The organism is Ruegeria sp. CDSA193 (assembly GCF_059611885.1).
This window is the reverse complement of sequence record NZ_JBXWPN010000005.1, coordinates 113,405-128,379: the sequence shown is the minus strand read 5'-3', so window position 1 is coordinate 128,379 and position 14,975 is coordinate 113,405. Positions and strand designations below refer to the sequence as shown.

Here is a 14,975-nt window from a genome sequence, read left to right as displayed (position 1 = left end):
CCTTTGACAGCCAAGCCTCCGCTTTGCAGTTTGTGGGTCAGGAGGAAGTCATGCCGCTGGAGATATTGTTGGTTCTGGTCGTTGGGGGGATCGGCGGAATTACTATTCTGCTGCATCTGACGGGCCGTTCGCGGCAGTTCGCCCTGACGCCTGATCTGGCCCGTGCGCAATGGTCGCGCCATTTCCCCGATGACGTGATCGCAGATGTAACCGTAGCGCATGACCAACGTTCCGCGCTGATCCGAACCACAACCGGTTCTGGCCTTTTGTGGTCGTTCGGCGCGGATACCGTGGCCCGCCACCTGCAGGATTATGACTGGATCGAGCATCCGGACGGATTCGAAGTTCAGTTTCATGATTTCGGAACCCCCTCAACCCGCATCCACCTCGATGACATCGAACGCGCCCACTGGCGACACTTGATGGAGCCCGCATGACCGACCAGATTTCCTTTCCCGATGCCGTGCAATGGGCAGTCCCGTTCTTTATCGCCGCAATTCTGGCCGAGTTCGTCTGGATCGCTTTCAAAGGCCGGGGCGGGCGCTATGAAACGCGGGATGCGGTCACCTCGCTGATCATGGGCGCGGGCAATATTGCCTCGGGGTTTCTGCTGGGTTTCATCGCCTACGGGTTCTTTATGTGGTTGTGGCAGATTACTCCGCTGAACCTGGGCACCTCGATCCCGGTGATTATCCTGTGCTTTTTGCTGGACGATTTGCGTTACTATTGGGTGCATCGGTTCGGGCATCGCATCCGTTGGGTCTGGGCCAGCCATGTGAACCATCATAGCTCTCAGCATTACAACCTGACCACGGCGTTGCGTCAGACCTGGACTTATACATTCACCTTCATGATGGTCGTGCGCGCGCCGCTGATCCTGCTGGGGTTTCATCCGGCAATGGTTCTGTTTGTCGGCGGTCTGAACCTGATCTATCAGTTCTGGATTCACACCGAGGCCATCGGCAAGATGCCCCGCTGGTTCGAGGCGGTTATGAACACCCCCAGCCACCACCGCGCCCATCATGGCCGCAACGCGCGCTATCTGGATTGCAACTATGCCGGCGTGTTCATCATCTGGGACAAAATGTTCGGCACCTTTGTGCCAGAGCAGATCGATGACAAAGTCGACTATGGGTTGGTTCACAATATCGGAACCTTCAACCCGTTGCGCGTCGCCTTTCACGAATGGGTCGGAATCTGGCAGGATGCCACGCAATCGGGGCTAACATTGCGCCAGCGGTTGGCCTATTGCTTTGCCCCACCCGGTTACAGCCATGACGGCAGCCGGGATAGCTCGGAGCAGATCAAAGCCAAGCATATCTCGCGCAACCCCAGGGATCGAGGGACGCCCGGATTTGAGCATTTTGAGACCGAAACGCACAAATCCGAAGCAAAACAAGCTTGAATCCGCCTGTCACGTGCTGATTTTCTTGAAAATTAGCTCAGCCTGCACATATCCAAACGATGTGCATTACGAGTGACCGGAGATTATCATGACCCGTTGGACAACATTTTCCACAGTTTTAGGACTGATAGGACTGCTTCTCGCAATGCTGACAGCGCTGGCCGCCGGGACCGCAACGCTGATCGCGTTTGGACTGGCCATGATGGTGCTGGGATTTACGGGCGCAGTTATTGGTGCCGCTAGATCTCTGGGACGTGTTCTGGACGCAGCCCGCTGACATTTTCATTTCCATTAACCGCAGATTCACATCTTTGCCCTGAAATTGGATCCTGACCGACGACGGTAGGGAAGCGATTTCGATCATGCGGGACAGGAAACTGGCAGATTTACCCGAAGGATCAGACAGCCCGTTAAACGCGGCCGTGCTGTCGCGCGACAACTCAACGATCCAGATGGCTACGGATGCTGTCAAACACAAACAGTGCAAACTGGCCTTTCAACCGGTCATGCAGGCTAACGCGCCACATGGTATCGCCTTCTACGAGGGCTTCATCCGGGTGCTGGATGAAACCGGTCGTGTCATCCCGGCACGCGAATTTATGCCTCAGCTTGAAAACACCCCGATTGGCCGCGAATTGGACTGCATCGCGCTTGAGATGGGCCTGCGCACATTGGCGCGCACCCCGGACATCCGCATGTCGATCAATATGTCCGCACGGTCGATCGGATATGGACGTTGGTCGCGTGTTCTTGACCGGTTCATGAAAAAAGATGCCAGTATCGGTGAAAGGCTGATCCTTGAAATTTCCGAAAGTTCGGCCATGACCGTGCCGGAACTCGTGGTCGATTTCATGGACCGGTTGCAACCACGTGGCGTTGCATTTGCGCTGGATGATTTTGGTGCCAGCAATTTCTGCTTCCGCCATTTCCGCGAGTTTCTTTTTGATGCCGCCAAGATTGATGGCCAGTTCATCCGCGGCATCAGTGAAAACCCGGATAATCAGGCGCTGGTTCGTGCCCTGATCGCAGTTGCAAGGGAATTTGAGATTCTGGTCACGGCCGAATCGGTCGAAACCAAAGCGGATGCTGAGTTTTTGGTGGCCAATGGTGTCGATTGTCTGCAAGGATTTCTGTTCGGCGCACCTACGGTTTCTGCGCCCTGGAAAACGGAAAACGAACAGAAATCGGCGGGTTAACCCCAAAAAACCAGGGACCTTGGGTCCTGAGACAAGCTGCCCGTTGCTGCAAATGCAGCATTGCGCTATTGCAGTGATACTTGAGCGGGGGATTACGGGGCGCTCTTGTTGCGGGGGGAACCTCTCGACCTGCGCCGTCAGACATTCCGCCGGACCATGTCGGTAAAGGACTGATCATAATGACCAATGTAGTTATCGCATCCGCCGCACGTACAGGCGTCGGCAGCTTTGGTGGTTCGTTTGCGAACACCGCAGCCCATGATTTGGGCACAGCCGTTCTTGAAGCCGTAGTCGAACGCGCCGGAATCGAAAAAGGCGAAGTCAGCGAGACAATTTTGGGTCAGGTTCTGACCGCAGCCCAGGGTCAGAACCCGGCGCGTCAGGCGCATATCAACGCCGGTCTGCCGCAGGAAAGCGCGGCCTGGGGCATCAACCAGGTCTGCGGATCCGGCCTGCGCGCCGTGGCACTGGGCGCACAGCATATCCAACTGGGCGATGCTGATATCGTCGCTGCTGGCGGGCAAGAGAACATGACCCTGTCGCCCCATGCCGCCGCTCTGCGCGCCGGCCAAAAGATGGGCGACATGAAGTATATCGACACAATGATCCGCGATGGACTGTGGGATGCGTTCAACGGGTATCACATGGGTCAAACCGCCGAAAACGTTGCTGAAAAGTGGCAGATCAGCCGCGATATGCAGGATGAATTCGCCGTCGCAAGCCAGAACAAGGCCGAAGCTGCGCAGAAGGCAGGCAAATTCGCCGATGAGATCACCCCCTTTACCATCAAGACCCGCAAGGGTGACATCGTGATGGACAAAGACGAATACATCCGCCACGGCGCAACCATGGAAGCCATGGCCAAACTGCGCCCGGCTTTTGCTAAGGACGGATCGGTCACCGCCGCCAATGCCTCGGGCCTGAACGACGGCGCGGCTGCGACCCTGCTGATGTCGGCGGCAAATGCCGAAAAGCGCGGGATTGAACCTCTGGCGCGGATTGCATCTTATGCTACCGCTGGTCTGGACCCGTCGATTATGGGCGTCGGCCCGATCTATGCCTCGCGCAAGGCGCTGGAAAAGGCGGGCTGGTCGGTTGACGATCTGGATCTGATCGAAGCCAACGAAGCCTTTGCCGCACAAGCTTGTGCCGTGAACAAAGACATGGGCTGGGACCCGTCCATCGTGAACGTCAATGGCGGCGCCATTGCCATCGGTCACCCGATCGGCGCTTCGGGCTGCCGCGTTCTGAACACTCTGTTGTTCGAAATGAAGCGGCGGGACGCGAAAAAAGGTCTGGCGACTCTGTGCATCGGTGGCGGCATGGGCGTTGCCCTATGTGTCGAGCGCGACTGATCTAACAATGCCTTCTCGGCCCACTCTTATTTCGGCCCTTGTGATTTGCTTTGCAGGGGCCGCAGACGCACAGAACCGTCAACCGCTTTCGACCAGCCTGACGGAGTGCAGCATCATCTTTACAGAGCTGGCCGAGCTGAGAGCACGCCGGAACAAGGACCAAACAACCACAGACGCCGCGCTTGCCTGCGCGGCGTTATTCGTTGTGGAAGCTCGTGATCAGGCCGCAATGGAAGGCATTAAGAACCCCTACAAACACATCCAGTCCGCGCAGGTTCGATTGTCCGAGACATGGCACGTTCGCTTTGGCAATTTGGCTCTGCTGAACGAAAATAAGGACTGGATCGACTATTGCCGTGCATTGGGTAAAGATCGTGGCCTCACACTACCCTGAGGCGAAACCAAAAACCCCAGCGCTGCGGCAACTTGCCTGCGCAATATTGTTGCGCTGGTTGGTTCGGAATAGTAACAGCATTACCAAGACGACTTAAATTGGAGGATTCCTAAATGGCACGAACAGCACTCGTCACCGGCGGTTCCCGCGGCATTGGCGCAGCAATTTCCAAGGCGCTTAAGGCCGAAGGGTACAATGTTGCAGCCACCTACGCGGGGAACGACGAAGCCGCCGCGAATTTCACCGACGAGACCGGAATCGCCACCTACAAATGGAACGTTGCGGATTATGACGAATCCAAAGCGGGCATCGAAAAGGTCGAAGCCGAGATTGGCCCGATCGACATCGTTGTTGCCAATGCCGGCATCACCAAGGACGCCCCATTCCACAAAATGACACCCGAGCAGTGGCATCAGGTGATCGACACCAACCTGACCGGCGTATTCAACACCGTTCACCCGGTTTGGCCTGGCATGCGTGAGCGCAAGTTTGGCCGTGTCATCGTCATCAGCTCGATCAACGGTCAAAAGGGTCAGTTCGCTCAGGTGAACTATGCCGCAACCAAGGCGGGTGACCTGGGAATCGTGAAGTCGCTGGCGCAGGAAGGCGCGCGCGCGGGCATCACCGCCAACGCTATCTGCCCCGGCTATATCGCAACCGAAATGGTCATGGCTGTCCCCGAGAAGGTTCGTGATTCCATCATCAGCCAGATTCCGGCGGGCCGACTGGGCGAACCGGAAGAGATCGCACGCTGCGTTGCTTTCTTGGCCTCTGAAGACTCGCAATTCATCAACGGATCGACCATCTCGGCCAATGGTGCTCAGTTCTTCGCCTAAGTTGGCTGCCAAAATGCAAGCGGGCCGGTTCTAAGCAGAACCGGCCCTTCTTTTATCCCGTAAGACCGCGCGCGCTGCGATCAGCGGGAACCGAAAATCCACTTCAACACATTCAGAACCGCTTTGCCCCGCGCCTCATGCGCGCGCAGAATCGCCGATTGTGCAGCTGGATTTGTTGTCATCTCAATCATGGCAGCCTCTCAGTTCAAAACAGTTTTCCTTGACTTATGAGCAATATGAACTCTAGTTGACAAAGCCGCAAACGAGCTTTTTTGAACATTCAGTTAAGAATTTCTATACTATGAGCGACTACCTGCCGCCCTTGACCGCTTTGCGTGCCTTTGATGCCGCCGCCCGGCACATGTCTTTTGCCAAAGCCGCGGCAGAGCTGCATGTAACGCCTGCGGCCCTGTCCTTTCAGATCAAATCCCTTGAGGAGCATTTGGGCCGCCCTCTGTTTCACCGCCTGAACCGCGCGGTGGAGCTGACAGAGGCTGGGCGCACCCTGGCCCCGGGCGCCGCGGATGGATTTGCCACGTTACAAGCCGCATGGCGCGCCGTGAGCAGACAGGGTGACGACACTAGCCTGACCGTCACAGCGGGCCCTGCCCTGACGGCCAAATGGCTGGCGCCCCGCCTGTACGAATTTGCCCGCGCACATCCCGAAATAGATCTGAAATTCTCGGCCACGTTACGCATCATCGACCTTGAACGGGATGATGTGGATGTGGCCATCCGATTTGGCGAAGGTGCGGATAAGGGGCTGTATTCCGTGCCAGTGCGCCGGGAATGGCTGACGCCGGTCATGACGCCCGAGCTCGCCCGCCAGTTCACCACGCCGGAAAGCCTGCGGGATGCACCGTTGATCCATGACGCCTCGATCCGCTTTCTGACCCCACCCAGTGATTGGCCCGCCTGGTTCAGGGCCGTGGGCATCGCACATACCCCGACCCATGGTGCCGAGTTTTCGAACGCCGATCACGCAATTGACGCGGCTGTTGCGGGCGTTGGCGTCGCGCTTGGCCGCCGGGCCATGATCCTGAAAGATCTGACCGAAGGCACGCTGGTCGCACCTTTCAAGACCGCCATCGAAACAAAGGGGCGCTTTCGCTTCCTGTGCCTCTCGGGGGCCGAGAACCGCCCTCAGATTGCGGCGTTTCGGGATTGGTTTCTGGCCGAGATTGAAAAGACCGCACATATATCCGATGAGTTCGACATCATTCCAGTCGAGGACCTGTCAGCCGCATGACCCGAAACCGCGCCACTACTATCGGTTTTGTCGCCGTTTTACTCTGGTCCCTTCTGGCCCTGTTCACCGTCGGTTCAGCCCCCGTTCCTGCGCTGTTGCTGAATACGATCTGCTTCTCGATCGGGGGGACGCTGGGGTTGGTCTGGGCCTGGGCCAATGGCGGGCTGGGGCAGTTGCGGACCGTGCGTTGGACCACCTATCTGTTTGGCACCATCGGGTTGTTTGGCTATCACGCACTCTACTTCTCGGCTCTGCGCATGGCCCCTGCGGCCGAGGCCGGGCTGATCGCCTATCTCTGGCCACTGCTGATTGTGCTGTTCTCCGGCCTCCTGCCGGGCGAGAATCTGCGCGCTGGGCATCTGATCGGGGCCTGTCTGGGTTTTGCCGGGGCCGCTGTGATCATCACCGGGGGTGGTGGCGCAGGATTTCAGGCCAGCCACCTGCCCGGTTACGGGCTGGCGCTGCTGTGCGCTCTGACATGGTCGGGCTATTCCGTTTTGTCCCGCCGTCTGGGGGACACCCCCACAAGCTCGGTCGCGGTGTTCTGCGTCTTTACCGCCATCGCATCGGGCGGTCTGCATCTAGCCATCGAAGAGACCGTTTGGCCGGACACAGCCTTTGGCTGGACCTCGGTCATGGCATTGGGGCTGGGGCCGGTCGGATTGGCGTTCTATGTCTGGGATATTGGGGTCAAACAGGGTGACATTCAAATCCTCGGCACCGCGTCTTATGCAGCGCCCCTGTTGTCTACCGTCGTTTTGGTGGTTGCCGGCATCGCAGCCCCATCCTGGGGCCTGGCAATCGCAGCCGTCCTGGTCACCGGCGGCGCGGCCATAGCCGCGCGCGCCAGCCTTAAAAGTTAACTGGAAAGTCGCTCTATCTCTTCCTTAAGCCTTAGCTTCTGTTTCTTGAGTTGAGCGATATGGAGATCGTCGATGCCTGGCGCGCGCTGGGCTTGTTCTACTTCGAGACCGAGAGTTTCGTGCTTCTTCTTCAGTTCCGTCAGATGTGCGCTCACGCTCATGGCGATACTCCTTCATTGGTGTCTCTGAATAACGTAGGAAGTTGAGCACATCGTTTCCAGCCTGTCACGCTGCAGACGCACAGATTCTATAATAAATCTGACAAATTCGGCTGGTTGGCGCCTATTGATCCGAAAACCCGTTCAGCGCAGCACCGTCGCGCAAAACGGACAATATCTGAGAGGTATAACTTTCGCCGTCTTTTTCGTGGCGCACACCCTTGTGCAAAATCAGCGGGGCATGCAGTTGAAACGCAGACCGACCGCCTTTTCTGGCCCTAAAGACCACCAATTCAGCCTTCCGACCTGCCCGCGCGGCCAGGGGCAGAACCTCGACTGAGCCAAGCCGCCCCGCACAGGCTGACAGCATGTCTGGCAACCGATCGGCCTTTTGGATCATGTGCAGATAGCCCCGCGGTGCAAGGCGCTTTGCCGCACAATCGAACCAATCGCGCAACGGTGTATCCTCGCCCAAGGCAATTCCGCGACCCGAGTCCGCCGCAGGGCTGTGGGCACCGGCCAAGTAATAGGGCGGATTCGCAATCACATGATCGAACTGCTGTTGTTTCAGTTCAGCGGGCAGTTTGCTCAGATCGGCCTGCACCACTGTCAGCGCCTGCGCATTCTGATCCGCGTTGCGGGTGGCCAGATCGGCATAGGGCGATTGCAGCTCAACACCCGTGGCGTTCAATCCCGGCACGCGCGCCATCAGGCACAAGATGGCGGCACCAGCGCCACATCCCAGCTCCAGCACGGATTGCCCAGCCTTGGCCCGTACCGCTGCCGCCAGCAAGACAGGATCGACCCCGGCGCGATAGCCGGACAGGGGCTGCCAAAGCCGAACGCGCCCATTCAGAAAGTCGTTCAAACTTAGCTCTGGGTCAGTGAATTGCGTCATCGGCCCAGCGGGATCTCGTTGTCGCGCATCACCCGTTCAGCGCGGGTCAAATCATCGGTCCGCACCATAAGGCGCCGGGGGAAAATACCGATGCCGCCTTCTAGGATGCTCATATTTACGTCCATCTGAAAGCAGTCTATATCCTCGCCCTGAAGTAGGGCGGATGCAAAGGCCAGGATCGTCGGATCAGTGCTGCGCAAAAGTTCTTTCATGGGGATGGATGTAAGGGCAAGGTGAGGCGGAAGTCGAGCCTTGTATCAGGAGTGTGATGAACATCAGCACAGTCTCAAAACCGCATGAGCGGCTGGCCGAGATTCTTTCGGGTGAAATGGACGCGGTCAATGACCTGATACGCACGCGCATGGCCTCAGAACACGCGCCTCGCATTCCCGAAGTCACCGCACATTTGGTCGAAGCGGGCGGCAAGCGCCTGCGTCCGATGCTGACACTGGCCGCGGCGCGGCTGTTCGACTATGCCGGGGACCATCATTTGCGTCTGGCGGCAACGGTTGAGTTCATCCACACCGCGACCCTGTTGCATGACGATGTTGTCGACGAAAGCGCACAAAGGCGCGGACGGCCAACAGCGAATCTGCTTTGGGACAACAAATCCAGCGTTCTGGTTGGGGATTACCTGTTCTCACGCAGCTTCCAGCTTATGGTCGAGACCGGGTCTCTTAGGGTTCTGGACATCCTTGCCAATGCGTCTGCAACAATCGCCGAGGGCGAAGTGCTACAGATGACTGCTGCAACCGATCTGGGCACGGATGAGGCCATCTATCTTCAGGTTGTGCGCGGCAAGACCGCAGCCTTGTTCTCAGCCGCAACCGAGGTGGGCGGGGTCATCGCCCAAGCGTCAGAGGCCCAGGTCAAGGCGCTCTTCGATTATGGCGATGCGCTGGGGATTGCCTTCCAGATCGCTGATGACCTGCTGGATTATCAGGGTGACAGCAAAGCGACCGGCAAGAATGTCGGCGACGACTTTCGCGAGCGTAAGCTGACGCTGCCAGTGATCAAGGCGGTGGCGCAGGCCACCCCCGAAGAACGCGCCTTCTGGCAGCGGACCATAGGCCGGGGCCGTCAAGAGAGCGGTGACCTCGAAACCGCTCTTGGTCTCATGGGTAAATACGGCACGCTTGCTGCGACGCGCAAAGATGCGCTTGGCTGGGCCAATAAGGCCAAGGCGTCGCTGACCATCCTACCCGATCATGAGATCCGTACCCTGCTGAGTGACCTCGCCGATTTCGTCGTCTCGCGCCTTAGTTAAGCTGAACCGCACGGCACCACCAGTCGGGATGGGCTGCTCCAATCTCATAGGCGGCGAAATGGGCAGCTTTCATCGTCGGATACAGCGCGAAACAGGTCGATCCTGACCCCGACATGCGCGACAACAGCGTCTTTTTTGTATCCTTTAGTGCGTCCAGCACCTGCGCGACTTCGGGGGCCAGCAATGTGGTTGGACCTTCCAGGTCGTTTCGCTGTTTCCCCAGCCATTCGGCACAATCCTGAGGCCCCTCAAATACCGGGATATCCTCTGCCATGGGCGGGTTTTCCCTGCATTCCAAAGCCGCGAATATCGCAGGCGTTGGAACCTCTACACCCGGGTTGACCAGCAAGGCTGGTAGATGTGGGAGGGTGACCGGGTTCAGACACTCTCCGATCCCGCGCATACGGCTTGATCTGGCTGCCAAGCAGACAGGGACATCCGCACCCAGGCGCAGTGCTGTTTCTGGCGGGACGTGCCCACCCTGGCCCTCGATCATCCGCAAAGTTGCGGCGGCATCGGAAGAACCGCCGCCGATCCCGCCCCCATGCGGCAGCACTTTGTTCAGGTCAATATGTCCAGTCCAGCCTGCAGCCTCGGCGGCTTTCCACACCAGATTACAACTATCGCTTGGCACACCCGCCGCATGTTCGCCAGTGACAGAGATCGACAGCGCCTCACCTGCGGTGAAATGCAGCGTATCGCCCAGATCGGCAAACACCACGAGCGAATCCAACAGGTGATAGCCGTCCACGCGCTGGCCGGTGACGTGCAAGGTAAGGTTGATCTTGGCGGGCGCGAAAGCCTTAGCCTTCATTGGCGACCTTCAGCGGCGCGGCACCTTCTTCGATCAGAACCCCGTCCAGCCCGACCTCGATCTTGCGACGAATACGCTCGGGGTCGGCCTCACCATCGGCGTCTTCGAGGTCAATGAAAGACAATGCCCGCTTCCACTGGAACTCGGCTTCGCGTGCGCGGCCCACGGCCCAGTAAACGTCACCCAGGTGATCATTCACCACTGGGTCTACCGGCATCAGCTCGACGGCACGCTCCATATGCTCGACCGCCTCTTCATAGCGGCCCAGTCGAAACAGAACCCATCCCAAGCTGTCGACGATATAGCCGCTACCAGGGCGCGCGGCGACGGCGCGTTCGATCATGCCAAGCGCTTCGTCCAGATTTTCGCGCCGTTCTACAAGCGAATAACCCAGATAATTCAGGACCTGCGGTTGGTCGGGGTTAAGTTCTAGCGCACGGCGGAAATCGGCCTCAGCATTGTCCCACTGCTTTAGTCGCTCGTACGAGATACCACGGGCGTAGTGCAGGAACCAGTTACCGCCACCATCAGCATCAATCAATTCAATCGCTGTGCTATAGGTTTCGACAGCCGCAGCATAGTTTTCTTCACGTCTTTGCAAATCAGCCAGCGCCACGTGAACACTTGGCAGATCCGGTCTCTGCGTCGCAAGGGTCTGCAAGACTTCTTCCGCCGCATCGGTTTTGCCTGCCGTGACAAGCACCTCGGCCCGGCCCAGTTCAGCAGCGTGATAGTCACTGCTGCTCGCGGGCACTTTGCGATAGGCCTCGACGGCAAGATCGTATTGCTCCAACTCGTCCAAAAGTTCGGCACTCAACAAGATTGCGTCCACGTGATCCGGGCGCAGAAAGGCTGCGACCTGCGCATAAAGCAGGACGTAATTCTCAGCCGCCTCACTGCTGAGCGCGGCTCCCACGGAAAAGAACACTTCTGCGATACCGTCCTGCGATGTGCGGACATGAGTAAAGGGCAGCGTTTCGCCAGCGCTCAGACGCGATTCGTACCCTTCAATCGAGGGATCAGAGCCCGACTCGAACACGTCATCCAGAAACTGCAGCGCATCCTCATTGCGGTCCAGCTGCGACAGAACCTCGGTCCGTGCCAGCGCTGCGCGGCGGGTAAATCGCGCCACAACACCATTATCGGCCGCAAAGACTGCCTCGGCACCTTCAAAGTCTCCGACCGAGGCCAGTGCCAAAGCTTTGTGGTAAAGCGCGAACTCGCGCAGACCTTCCTGCGCTGCAACTTGGTCAAACTGCTCCAGCGCGCTGGTCATCGCACCCTGGCCCATATGGGCCCAGCCCAATATTAACCCGTCAACCAGCGGCCCGACGCCTTGCGTTTCGGGGTCGCGGGCCAGCAGTTCATCCAGCTTGCCTTCAGCCACCAGATTAGCGGCAATCGCCATTTTCGCGGGCTGGTTGGGCAGGCCTAACTCTTCGATGGTTTGGGCAATCGGCAAAGCGCGCTTAACCTCGCCCAGCGACAAGCGCGCAACGACGACATTCTCCAGCAACCGGTCGTTTTGAGGATCTGCGCGCAATGCTTGCGCAAAATATTTCTCAGCCGCCGTATAGTCGTCCTGAAAAATCGCCTGACGCCCGGCAAGATACGCACCGAACCCAGTGTCGGCATAAGCCGGAATGGCGAATGACGTGGTAAACAGCACAGCTAGCGCTGTGCGACGAATGAGAAAAGTCACCAAATTCCTGCCTTGCGATTGTCGGTTGCGCAATAAGCTAGGGCTTTGACCAGAAAGAGGCAATGGCAGAGCCTTCACGACGCCGCCATTGCCCATTTTTCGCTTACATATTGGGATAGTTCGGACCATCCCCTCCCTGCGGCGTGGTCCAGGTGATATTCTGGCTGGGATCTTTGATGTCGCAGGTCTTGCAGTGAACGCAGTTCTGAAAGTTGATCACGAATCGCGGACCATTTTCATCCTCGACCATCTCATACACGCCCGCCGGGCAATAGCGCTGCGCCGGTTCGTCGAATTCGGGCAGATTGACACTGACCGGAATCGCCGGGTCCGACAGTTTTAGATGGCAAGGCTGACTTTCCTCGTGGTTCGTCATCGCGAACGAGACGTTGGTCAGGCGGTCGAAGGACAGCGTGCCATCCGGCTTTGGATAGTCGATCGGTTTATGTTTACTGGCTTCTTCAGTCGATTCCGCGTCGTTCTTGCCGTGGCCCAGAGTGCCAAACAGCGAAAAGCCCAGAGTGTTTGTCCACATGTCCAAACCGCCCAGCGCCAGCGAGGGCATCAGACCCCACTTTGACCACATCGGTTTGACATTGCGCACTTTCTTGAGGTCTTTTCCGATGGCACCTTCGCGAACATCTGCTTCATAGACAGTCAATTCATCGCCCGAACGCTCGGCTTTGATGGCATCAAATGCCGCCTCGGCCGCAGCTTTGCCGGACAGCATCGCGTTGTGGTTGCCCTTGATGCGCGGCACATTGACCATGCCCGCCGAACAGCCCAGCAGCGCCACGCCTGGCGCGACCAGCTTGGGCATCGATTGATATCCACCCTCAGTAATCGCACGAGCGCCATAAGCCACGCGCTTGCCGCCTTTCAGCAGCTCGGCCACCATCGGATGATGCTTAAAGCGCTGGAATTCCATATAGGGGTACAGATGCGGGTTCTTGTAATTCAGGTGAACCACAAACCCGACATAGACCTGATTGTTTTCCAGGTGATAGATGAAAGACCCGCCGCCCGCGTTGCTGCCCAGGGGCCAGCCCATCGTATGGGTGACGGTGCCTTCCTTGTGCTTGGCCGGGTCGATCTCCCAGATCTCTTTCATGCCGACGCCGTATTTCTGGACTTCTTTTCCGGCTTGCAGATCGTATTTCGCGATCACTTCCTTGGACAGCGACCCGCGCACACCTTCGGACAAGAAGACATATTTGCCGTGCAGCTCCATGCCCGGCTCGGTGTTCGGGCCGTAGGAGCCATCGGCCTCAAGGCCGAAGACACCGGCAACAACGCCTTTGACTTCGCCATTGTCGCCATAGACAAGCTCGGAACAGGCCATGCCGGGGAAGATTTCCACGCCCAGCTCTTCGGCCTGTTCAGCCATCCAGCGGCAGACATTGCCCATCGACACGATATAGTTGCCGTGGTTGTTCATCAGCGGCGGCATCGGGAAGTTCGGAATGCGGATTTTTCCGGCCTCACCCAGCATATAGAAGTTATCTTCGGTGACCGGCGTGTTCAGCGGCGCACCTTTTTCCTTCCAGTCCGGTATCAGCGCATCCAGGCCGCACGGGTCCAGCACCGCACCTGACAAGATATGCGCACCCACCTCTGAGCCCTTTTCCAGAACGACGACGTTCAGATCGGCATCCAGCTGTTTCAGACGGATGGCCGCCGACAGTCCCGCGGGGCCGGCGCCCACGATCACCACGTCATATTCCATCGCTTCGCGTTCAATCTCGGCCATTGCGGGCTCCTTCGCTAACTTTCCGAATTGGCGCATCTAACGCACGGTCGGCGCAATTTTGTTTCACGGCTGATTACATGCTGGGAAAGCCACAGGTCAATCGAAACACGGCGTAACTATGCCGCTATGCGGCAGATCACGTGTCCGGAGTGTCACCCATCAGGTATCTGGGGCCACTTCCCTTGGATTTGGCACGGTCATCAGGATTGTAAAGAGCACATTTGGGCAAACTAAGGCACCCACAGCCAATGCATCCGTCCAGATTGTCACGTAGGCGCATCAACGTATCGATTCGCTGATCCAGATGCGACCGCAGATCCTTGCTTATGTTTTTCCAATCCTGCGGCGTTGGTGTACGATTTCCGGGCAAGCCGGACAGGACTTCTCGGATTTCGGGCAGGGTTAGTCCGAATTGCTGCGCTATCATCACAAAACTCAACCGTCTTATGTCGGCGCGCTGATATCGCCGCTGCCCACCCGCATTGCGCCATGGGGCGATCAGACCCTGCGCCTCGTAATATCGGATCGCTGAAACCGCCAGCCCTGTGCGCTGGGCCAAAGCGCCTATTGCCAGCCCCTCTGAAATCGCCATCTCGCCCTCAAAAAATTCCTTGACCTAAAGTTAGGTTTAGTAATTACGGTGAGTCGGGACAAGCCTCAAATTGAATAGGAGATCCCATGATGGCGACACTTGAACACACCAATTTCACCGTCCGCGACCCGCAGGCTTCAGCCAAATGGATGCAGGACGTCTTCGGTTGGAAAACCCGCTGGGAAGGCCCTGCAATCGCGGGTGGCTATACCGTGCATGTCGGTAGCGCACATACCTACCTGGCGCTTTATGCACCCAGCGATCCCAAACCCTCGGGTGAAAGCAGCTATGACATCATCGGGGGGCTGAATCATGTCGGCGTTCTGGTCGAAGACATCGACGCAACCGAAGACAAGGTGATCAAAGCAGGTTTCACCCCCAAGTCGCATGCAGATTACGAGCCCGGCAGGCGGTTCTATTTCGATGATGAGAACGGCATCGAGTTTGAGGTAGTGCAATATGCTTGAAACACTCTGGATGGCCTCAACCACCTGGA

Annotated in this window: 18 protein-coding genes; 11 read left to right on the top strand and 7 right to left on the bottom strand. The window is 57.8% G+C overall.

Annotated elements, in window-relative coordinates; genetic code table 11:
* Positions 1–50: 50 nt before the first annotated feature.
* The 9 genes from AC2FLG_RS10965 to yddG all read left to right on the top strand — a co-directional run bounded on the left by AC2FLG_RS10965 (position 51) and on the right by yddG (position 7,298).
* Positions 51–437, top strand: coding sequence for a hypothetical protein (locus tag AC2FLG_RS10965; protein ID WP_271948467.1), 387 nt, complete (start codon positions 51–53; stop codon positions 435–437).
* On the top strand, positions 434–1,405 hold the full coding sequence (locus AC2FLG_RS10960) for a sterol desaturase family protein (RefSeq protein WP_271948469.1): 972 nt from the start codon (positions 434–436) through the stop codon (positions 1,403–1,405). The genes AC2FLG_RS10965 and AC2FLG_RS10960 overlap by 4 nt, the downstream gene beginning before the upstream one ends.
* 88 nt (positions 1,406–1,493) lie before the next feature.
* Positions 1,494–1,682, top strand: a complete 189-nt coding sequence (locus AC2FLG_RS10955) for a hypothetical protein (protein ID WP_496691815.1) — start codon at positions 1,494–1,496, stop codon at positions 1,680–1,682.
* Positions 1,683–1,767: 85 nt separating this feature from the next.
* Complete coding sequence (locus AC2FLG_RS10950) at positions 1,768–2,601, top strand: EAL domain-containing protein (protein ID WP_271948473.1); 834 nt, start codon at positions 1,768–1,770, stop codon at positions 2,599–2,601.
* A gap of 179 nt (positions 2,602–2,780) precedes the next feature.
* The gene (locus AC2FLG_RS10945; RefSeq protein ID WP_142635424.1) at positions 2,781–3,956 is read left to right on the top strand and encodes an acetyl-CoA C-acetyltransferase; all 1,176 of its coding nucleotides are present in this window, start codon (positions 2,781–2,783) and stop codon (positions 3,954–3,956) included.
* Between the two features lie 7 nt (positions 3,957–3,963).
* Positions 3,964–4,350: a hypothetical protein gene (locus AC2FLG_RS10940; RefSeq protein ID WP_496706190.1), complete on the top strand. Its 387-nt coding sequence runs from the start codon at positions 3,964–3,966 to the stop codon at positions 4,348–4,350.
* Between the two features lie 113 nt (positions 4,351–4,463).
* The gene (gene phbB / locus AC2FLG_RS10935) at positions 4,464–5,186 is read left to right on the top strand and encodes an acetoacetyl-CoA reductase (protein WP_271948478.1); all 723 of its coding nucleotides are present in this window, start codon (positions 4,464–4,466) and stop codon (positions 5,184–5,186) included.
* A gap of 301 nt (positions 5,187–5,487) precedes the next feature.
* Complete coding sequence (locus tag AC2FLG_RS10930; protein WP_142635418.1) at positions 5,488–6,435, top strand: transcriptional regulator GcvA; 948 nt, start codon at positions 5,488–5,490, stop codon at positions 6,433–6,435.
* Positions 6,432–7,298 carry an aromatic amino acid exporter YddG gene (gene yddG, locus AC2FLG_RS10925; protein WP_282021646.1) on the top strand — a complete coding sequence of 289 codons (867 nt, stop codon included), beginning with the start codon at positions 6,432–6,434 and terminating at the stop codon, positions 7,296–7,298. Before AC2FLG_RS10930 ends, yddG begins: the two co-directional genes overlap by 4 nt.
* Here yddG and AC2FLG_RS10920 read toward each other — a convergent pair.
* The 3 genes from AC2FLG_RS10920 to AC2FLG_RS10910 form a co-directional block, all read right to left on the bottom strand.
* Complete coding sequence (locus AC2FLG_RS10920; protein ID WP_142635414.1) at positions 7,295–7,459, bottom strand: YdcH family protein; 165 nt, start codon at positions 7,457–7,459, stop codon at positions 7,295–7,297. The genes yddG and AC2FLG_RS10920 overlap by 4 nt on opposite strands.
* 121 nt (positions 7,460–7,580) lie before the next feature.
* The gene (locus AC2FLG_RS10915) at positions 7,581–8,354 is read right to left on the bottom strand and encodes a tRNA1(Val) (adenine(37)-N6)-methyltransferase (protein WP_496706188.1); all 774 of its coding nucleotides are present in this window, start codon (positions 8,352–8,354) and stop codon (positions 7,581–7,583) included.
* Positions 8,351–8,566 carry a putative signal transducing protein gene (locus tag AC2FLG_RS10910; protein WP_142635410.1) on the bottom strand — a complete coding sequence of 72 codons (216 nt, stop codon included), beginning with the start codon at positions 8,564–8,566 and terminating at the stop codon, positions 8,351–8,353. Before AC2FLG_RS10910 ends, AC2FLG_RS10915 begins: the two co-directional genes overlap by 4 nt.
* A gap of 56 nt (positions 8,567–8,622) precedes the next feature.
* On the opposite strand from AC2FLG_RS10910, the gene AC2FLG_RS10905 reads away from it, so the two are divergent.
* On the top strand, positions 8,623–9,621 hold the full coding sequence (locus AC2FLG_RS10905; RefSeq protein ID WP_496706186.1) for a polyprenyl synthetase family protein: 999 nt from the start codon (positions 8,623–8,625) through the stop codon (positions 9,619–9,621).
* Here the strand turns inward: AC2FLG_RS10905 and AC2FLG_RS10900 are convergent.
* The 4 genes from AC2FLG_RS10900 to soxR all read right to left on the bottom strand — a co-directional run bounded on the left by AC2FLG_RS10900 (position 9,614) and on the right by soxR (position 14,479).
* The gene (locus tag AC2FLG_RS10900) at positions 9,614–10,435 is read right to left on the bottom strand and encodes a 4-(cytidine 5'-diphospho)-2-C-methyl-D-erythritol kinase (protein WP_496706184.1); all 822 of its coding nucleotides are present in this window, start codon (positions 10,433–10,435) and stop codon (positions 9,614–9,616) included. The two genes, AC2FLG_RS10905 and AC2FLG_RS10900, sit on opposite strands and share 8 nt — an antisense overlap.
* Complete coding sequence (locus tag AC2FLG_RS10895) at positions 10,425–12,137, bottom strand: tetratricopeptide repeat protein (RefSeq protein WP_496706182.1); 1,713 nt, start codon at positions 12,135–12,137, stop codon at positions 10,425–10,427. The genes AC2FLG_RS10900 and AC2FLG_RS10895 overlap by 11 nt, the downstream gene beginning before the upstream one ends.
* 103 nt (positions 12,138–12,240) lie before the next feature.
* On the bottom strand, positions 12,241–13,887 hold the full coding sequence (locus AC2FLG_RS10890) for an electron transfer flavoprotein-ubiquinone oxidoreductase (RefSeq protein WP_271948491.1): 1,647 nt from the start codon (positions 13,885–13,887) through the stop codon (positions 12,241–12,243).
* Positions 13,888–14,023: 136 nt separating this feature from the next.
* On the bottom strand, positions 14,024–14,479 hold the full coding sequence (gene soxR / locus AC2FLG_RS10885; RefSeq protein ID WP_142635400.1) for a redox-sensitive transcriptional activator SoxR: 456 nt from the start codon (positions 14,477–14,479) through the stop codon (positions 14,024–14,026).
* An 86-nt stretch (positions 14,480–14,565) separates the two neighbouring features.
* On the opposite strand from soxR, the gene AC2FLG_RS10880 reads away from it, so the two are divergent.
* Positions 14,566–14,946 (top strand): VOC family protein, encoded by a 381-nt coding sequence (locus AC2FLG_RS10880; RefSeq protein WP_496700945.1) that lies wholly within the window; start codon positions 14,566–14,568, stop codon positions 14,944–14,946.
* The last annotated feature ends 29 nt before the right edge of the window (positions 14,947–14,975 follow it).

Bases quoted from the DNA above. Each gene is read 5' to 3' on its own strand.
- AC2FLG_RS10950 (WP_271948473.1), top strand. From the start codon at position 1,768: ATGCGGGACAGGAAACTGGCAGATTTACCCGAAGGATCAGACAGCCCG.
- AC2FLG_RS10965 (WP_271948467.1), top strand. From the start codon at position 51: ATGCCGCTGGAGATATTGTTGGTTCTGGTCGTTGGGGGGATCGGCGGA.
- yddG (WP_282021646.1), top strand. From the start codon at position 6,432: ATGACCCGAAACCGCGCCACTACTATCGGTTTTGTCGCCGTTTTACTC.
- AC2FLG_RS10880 (WP_496700945.1), top strand. From the start codon at position 14,566: ATGATGGCGACACTTGAACACACCAATTTCACCGTCCGCGACCCGCAG.
- soxR (WP_142635400.1), bottom strand. From the start codon at position 14,479: ATGGCGATTTCAGAGGGGCTGGCAATAGGCGCTTTGGCCCAGCGCACA.
- AC2FLG_RS10910 (WP_142635410.1), bottom strand. From the start codon at position 8,566: ATGAAAGAACTTTTGCGCAGCACTGATCCGACGATCCTGGCCTTTGCA.
- AC2FLG_RS10960 (WP_271948469.1), top strand. From the start codon at position 434: ATGACCGACCAGATTTCCTTTCCCGATGCCGTGCAATGGGCAGTCCCG.
- AC2FLG_RS10915 (WP_496706188.1), bottom strand. From the start codon at position 8,354: ATGACGCAATTCACTGACCCAGAGCTAAGTTTGAACGACTTTCTGAAT.
- AC2FLG_RS10940 (WP_496706190.1), top strand. From the start codon at position 3,964: ATGCCTTCTCGGCCCACTCTTATTTCGGCCCTTGTGATTTGCTTTGCA.
- AC2FLG_RS10890 (WP_271948491.1), bottom strand. From the start codon at position 13,887: ATGGCCGAGATTGAACGCGAAGCGATGGAATATGACGTGGTGATCGTG.
- AC2FLG_RS10900 (WP_496706184.1), bottom strand. From the start codon at position 10,435: ATGAAGGCTAAGGCTTTCGCGCCCGCCAAGATCAACCTTACCTTGCAC.
- AC2FLG_RS10905 (WP_496706186.1), top strand. From the start codon at position 8,623: ATGAACATCAGCACAGTCTCAAAACCGCATGAGCGGCTGGCCGAGATT.
- phbB (WP_271948478.1), top strand. From the start codon at position 4,464: ATGGCACGAACAGCACTCGTCACCGGCGGTTCCCGCGGCATTGGCGCA.
- AC2FLG_RS10920 (WP_142635414.1), bottom strand. From the start codon at position 7,459: ATGAGCGTGAGCGCACATCTGACGGAACTGAAGAAGAAGCACGAAACT.
- AC2FLG_RS10955 (WP_496691815.1), top strand. From the start codon at position 1,494: ATGACCCGTTGGACAACATTTTCCACAGTTTTAGGACTGATAGGACTG.
- AC2FLG_RS10930 (WP_142635418.1), top strand. From the start codon at position 5,488: ATGAGCGACTACCTGCCGCCCTTGACCGCTTTGCGTGCCTTTGATGCC.
- AC2FLG_RS10945 (WP_142635424.1), top strand. From the start codon at position 2,781: ATGACCAATGTAGTTATCGCATCCGCCGCACGTACAGGCGTCGGCAGC.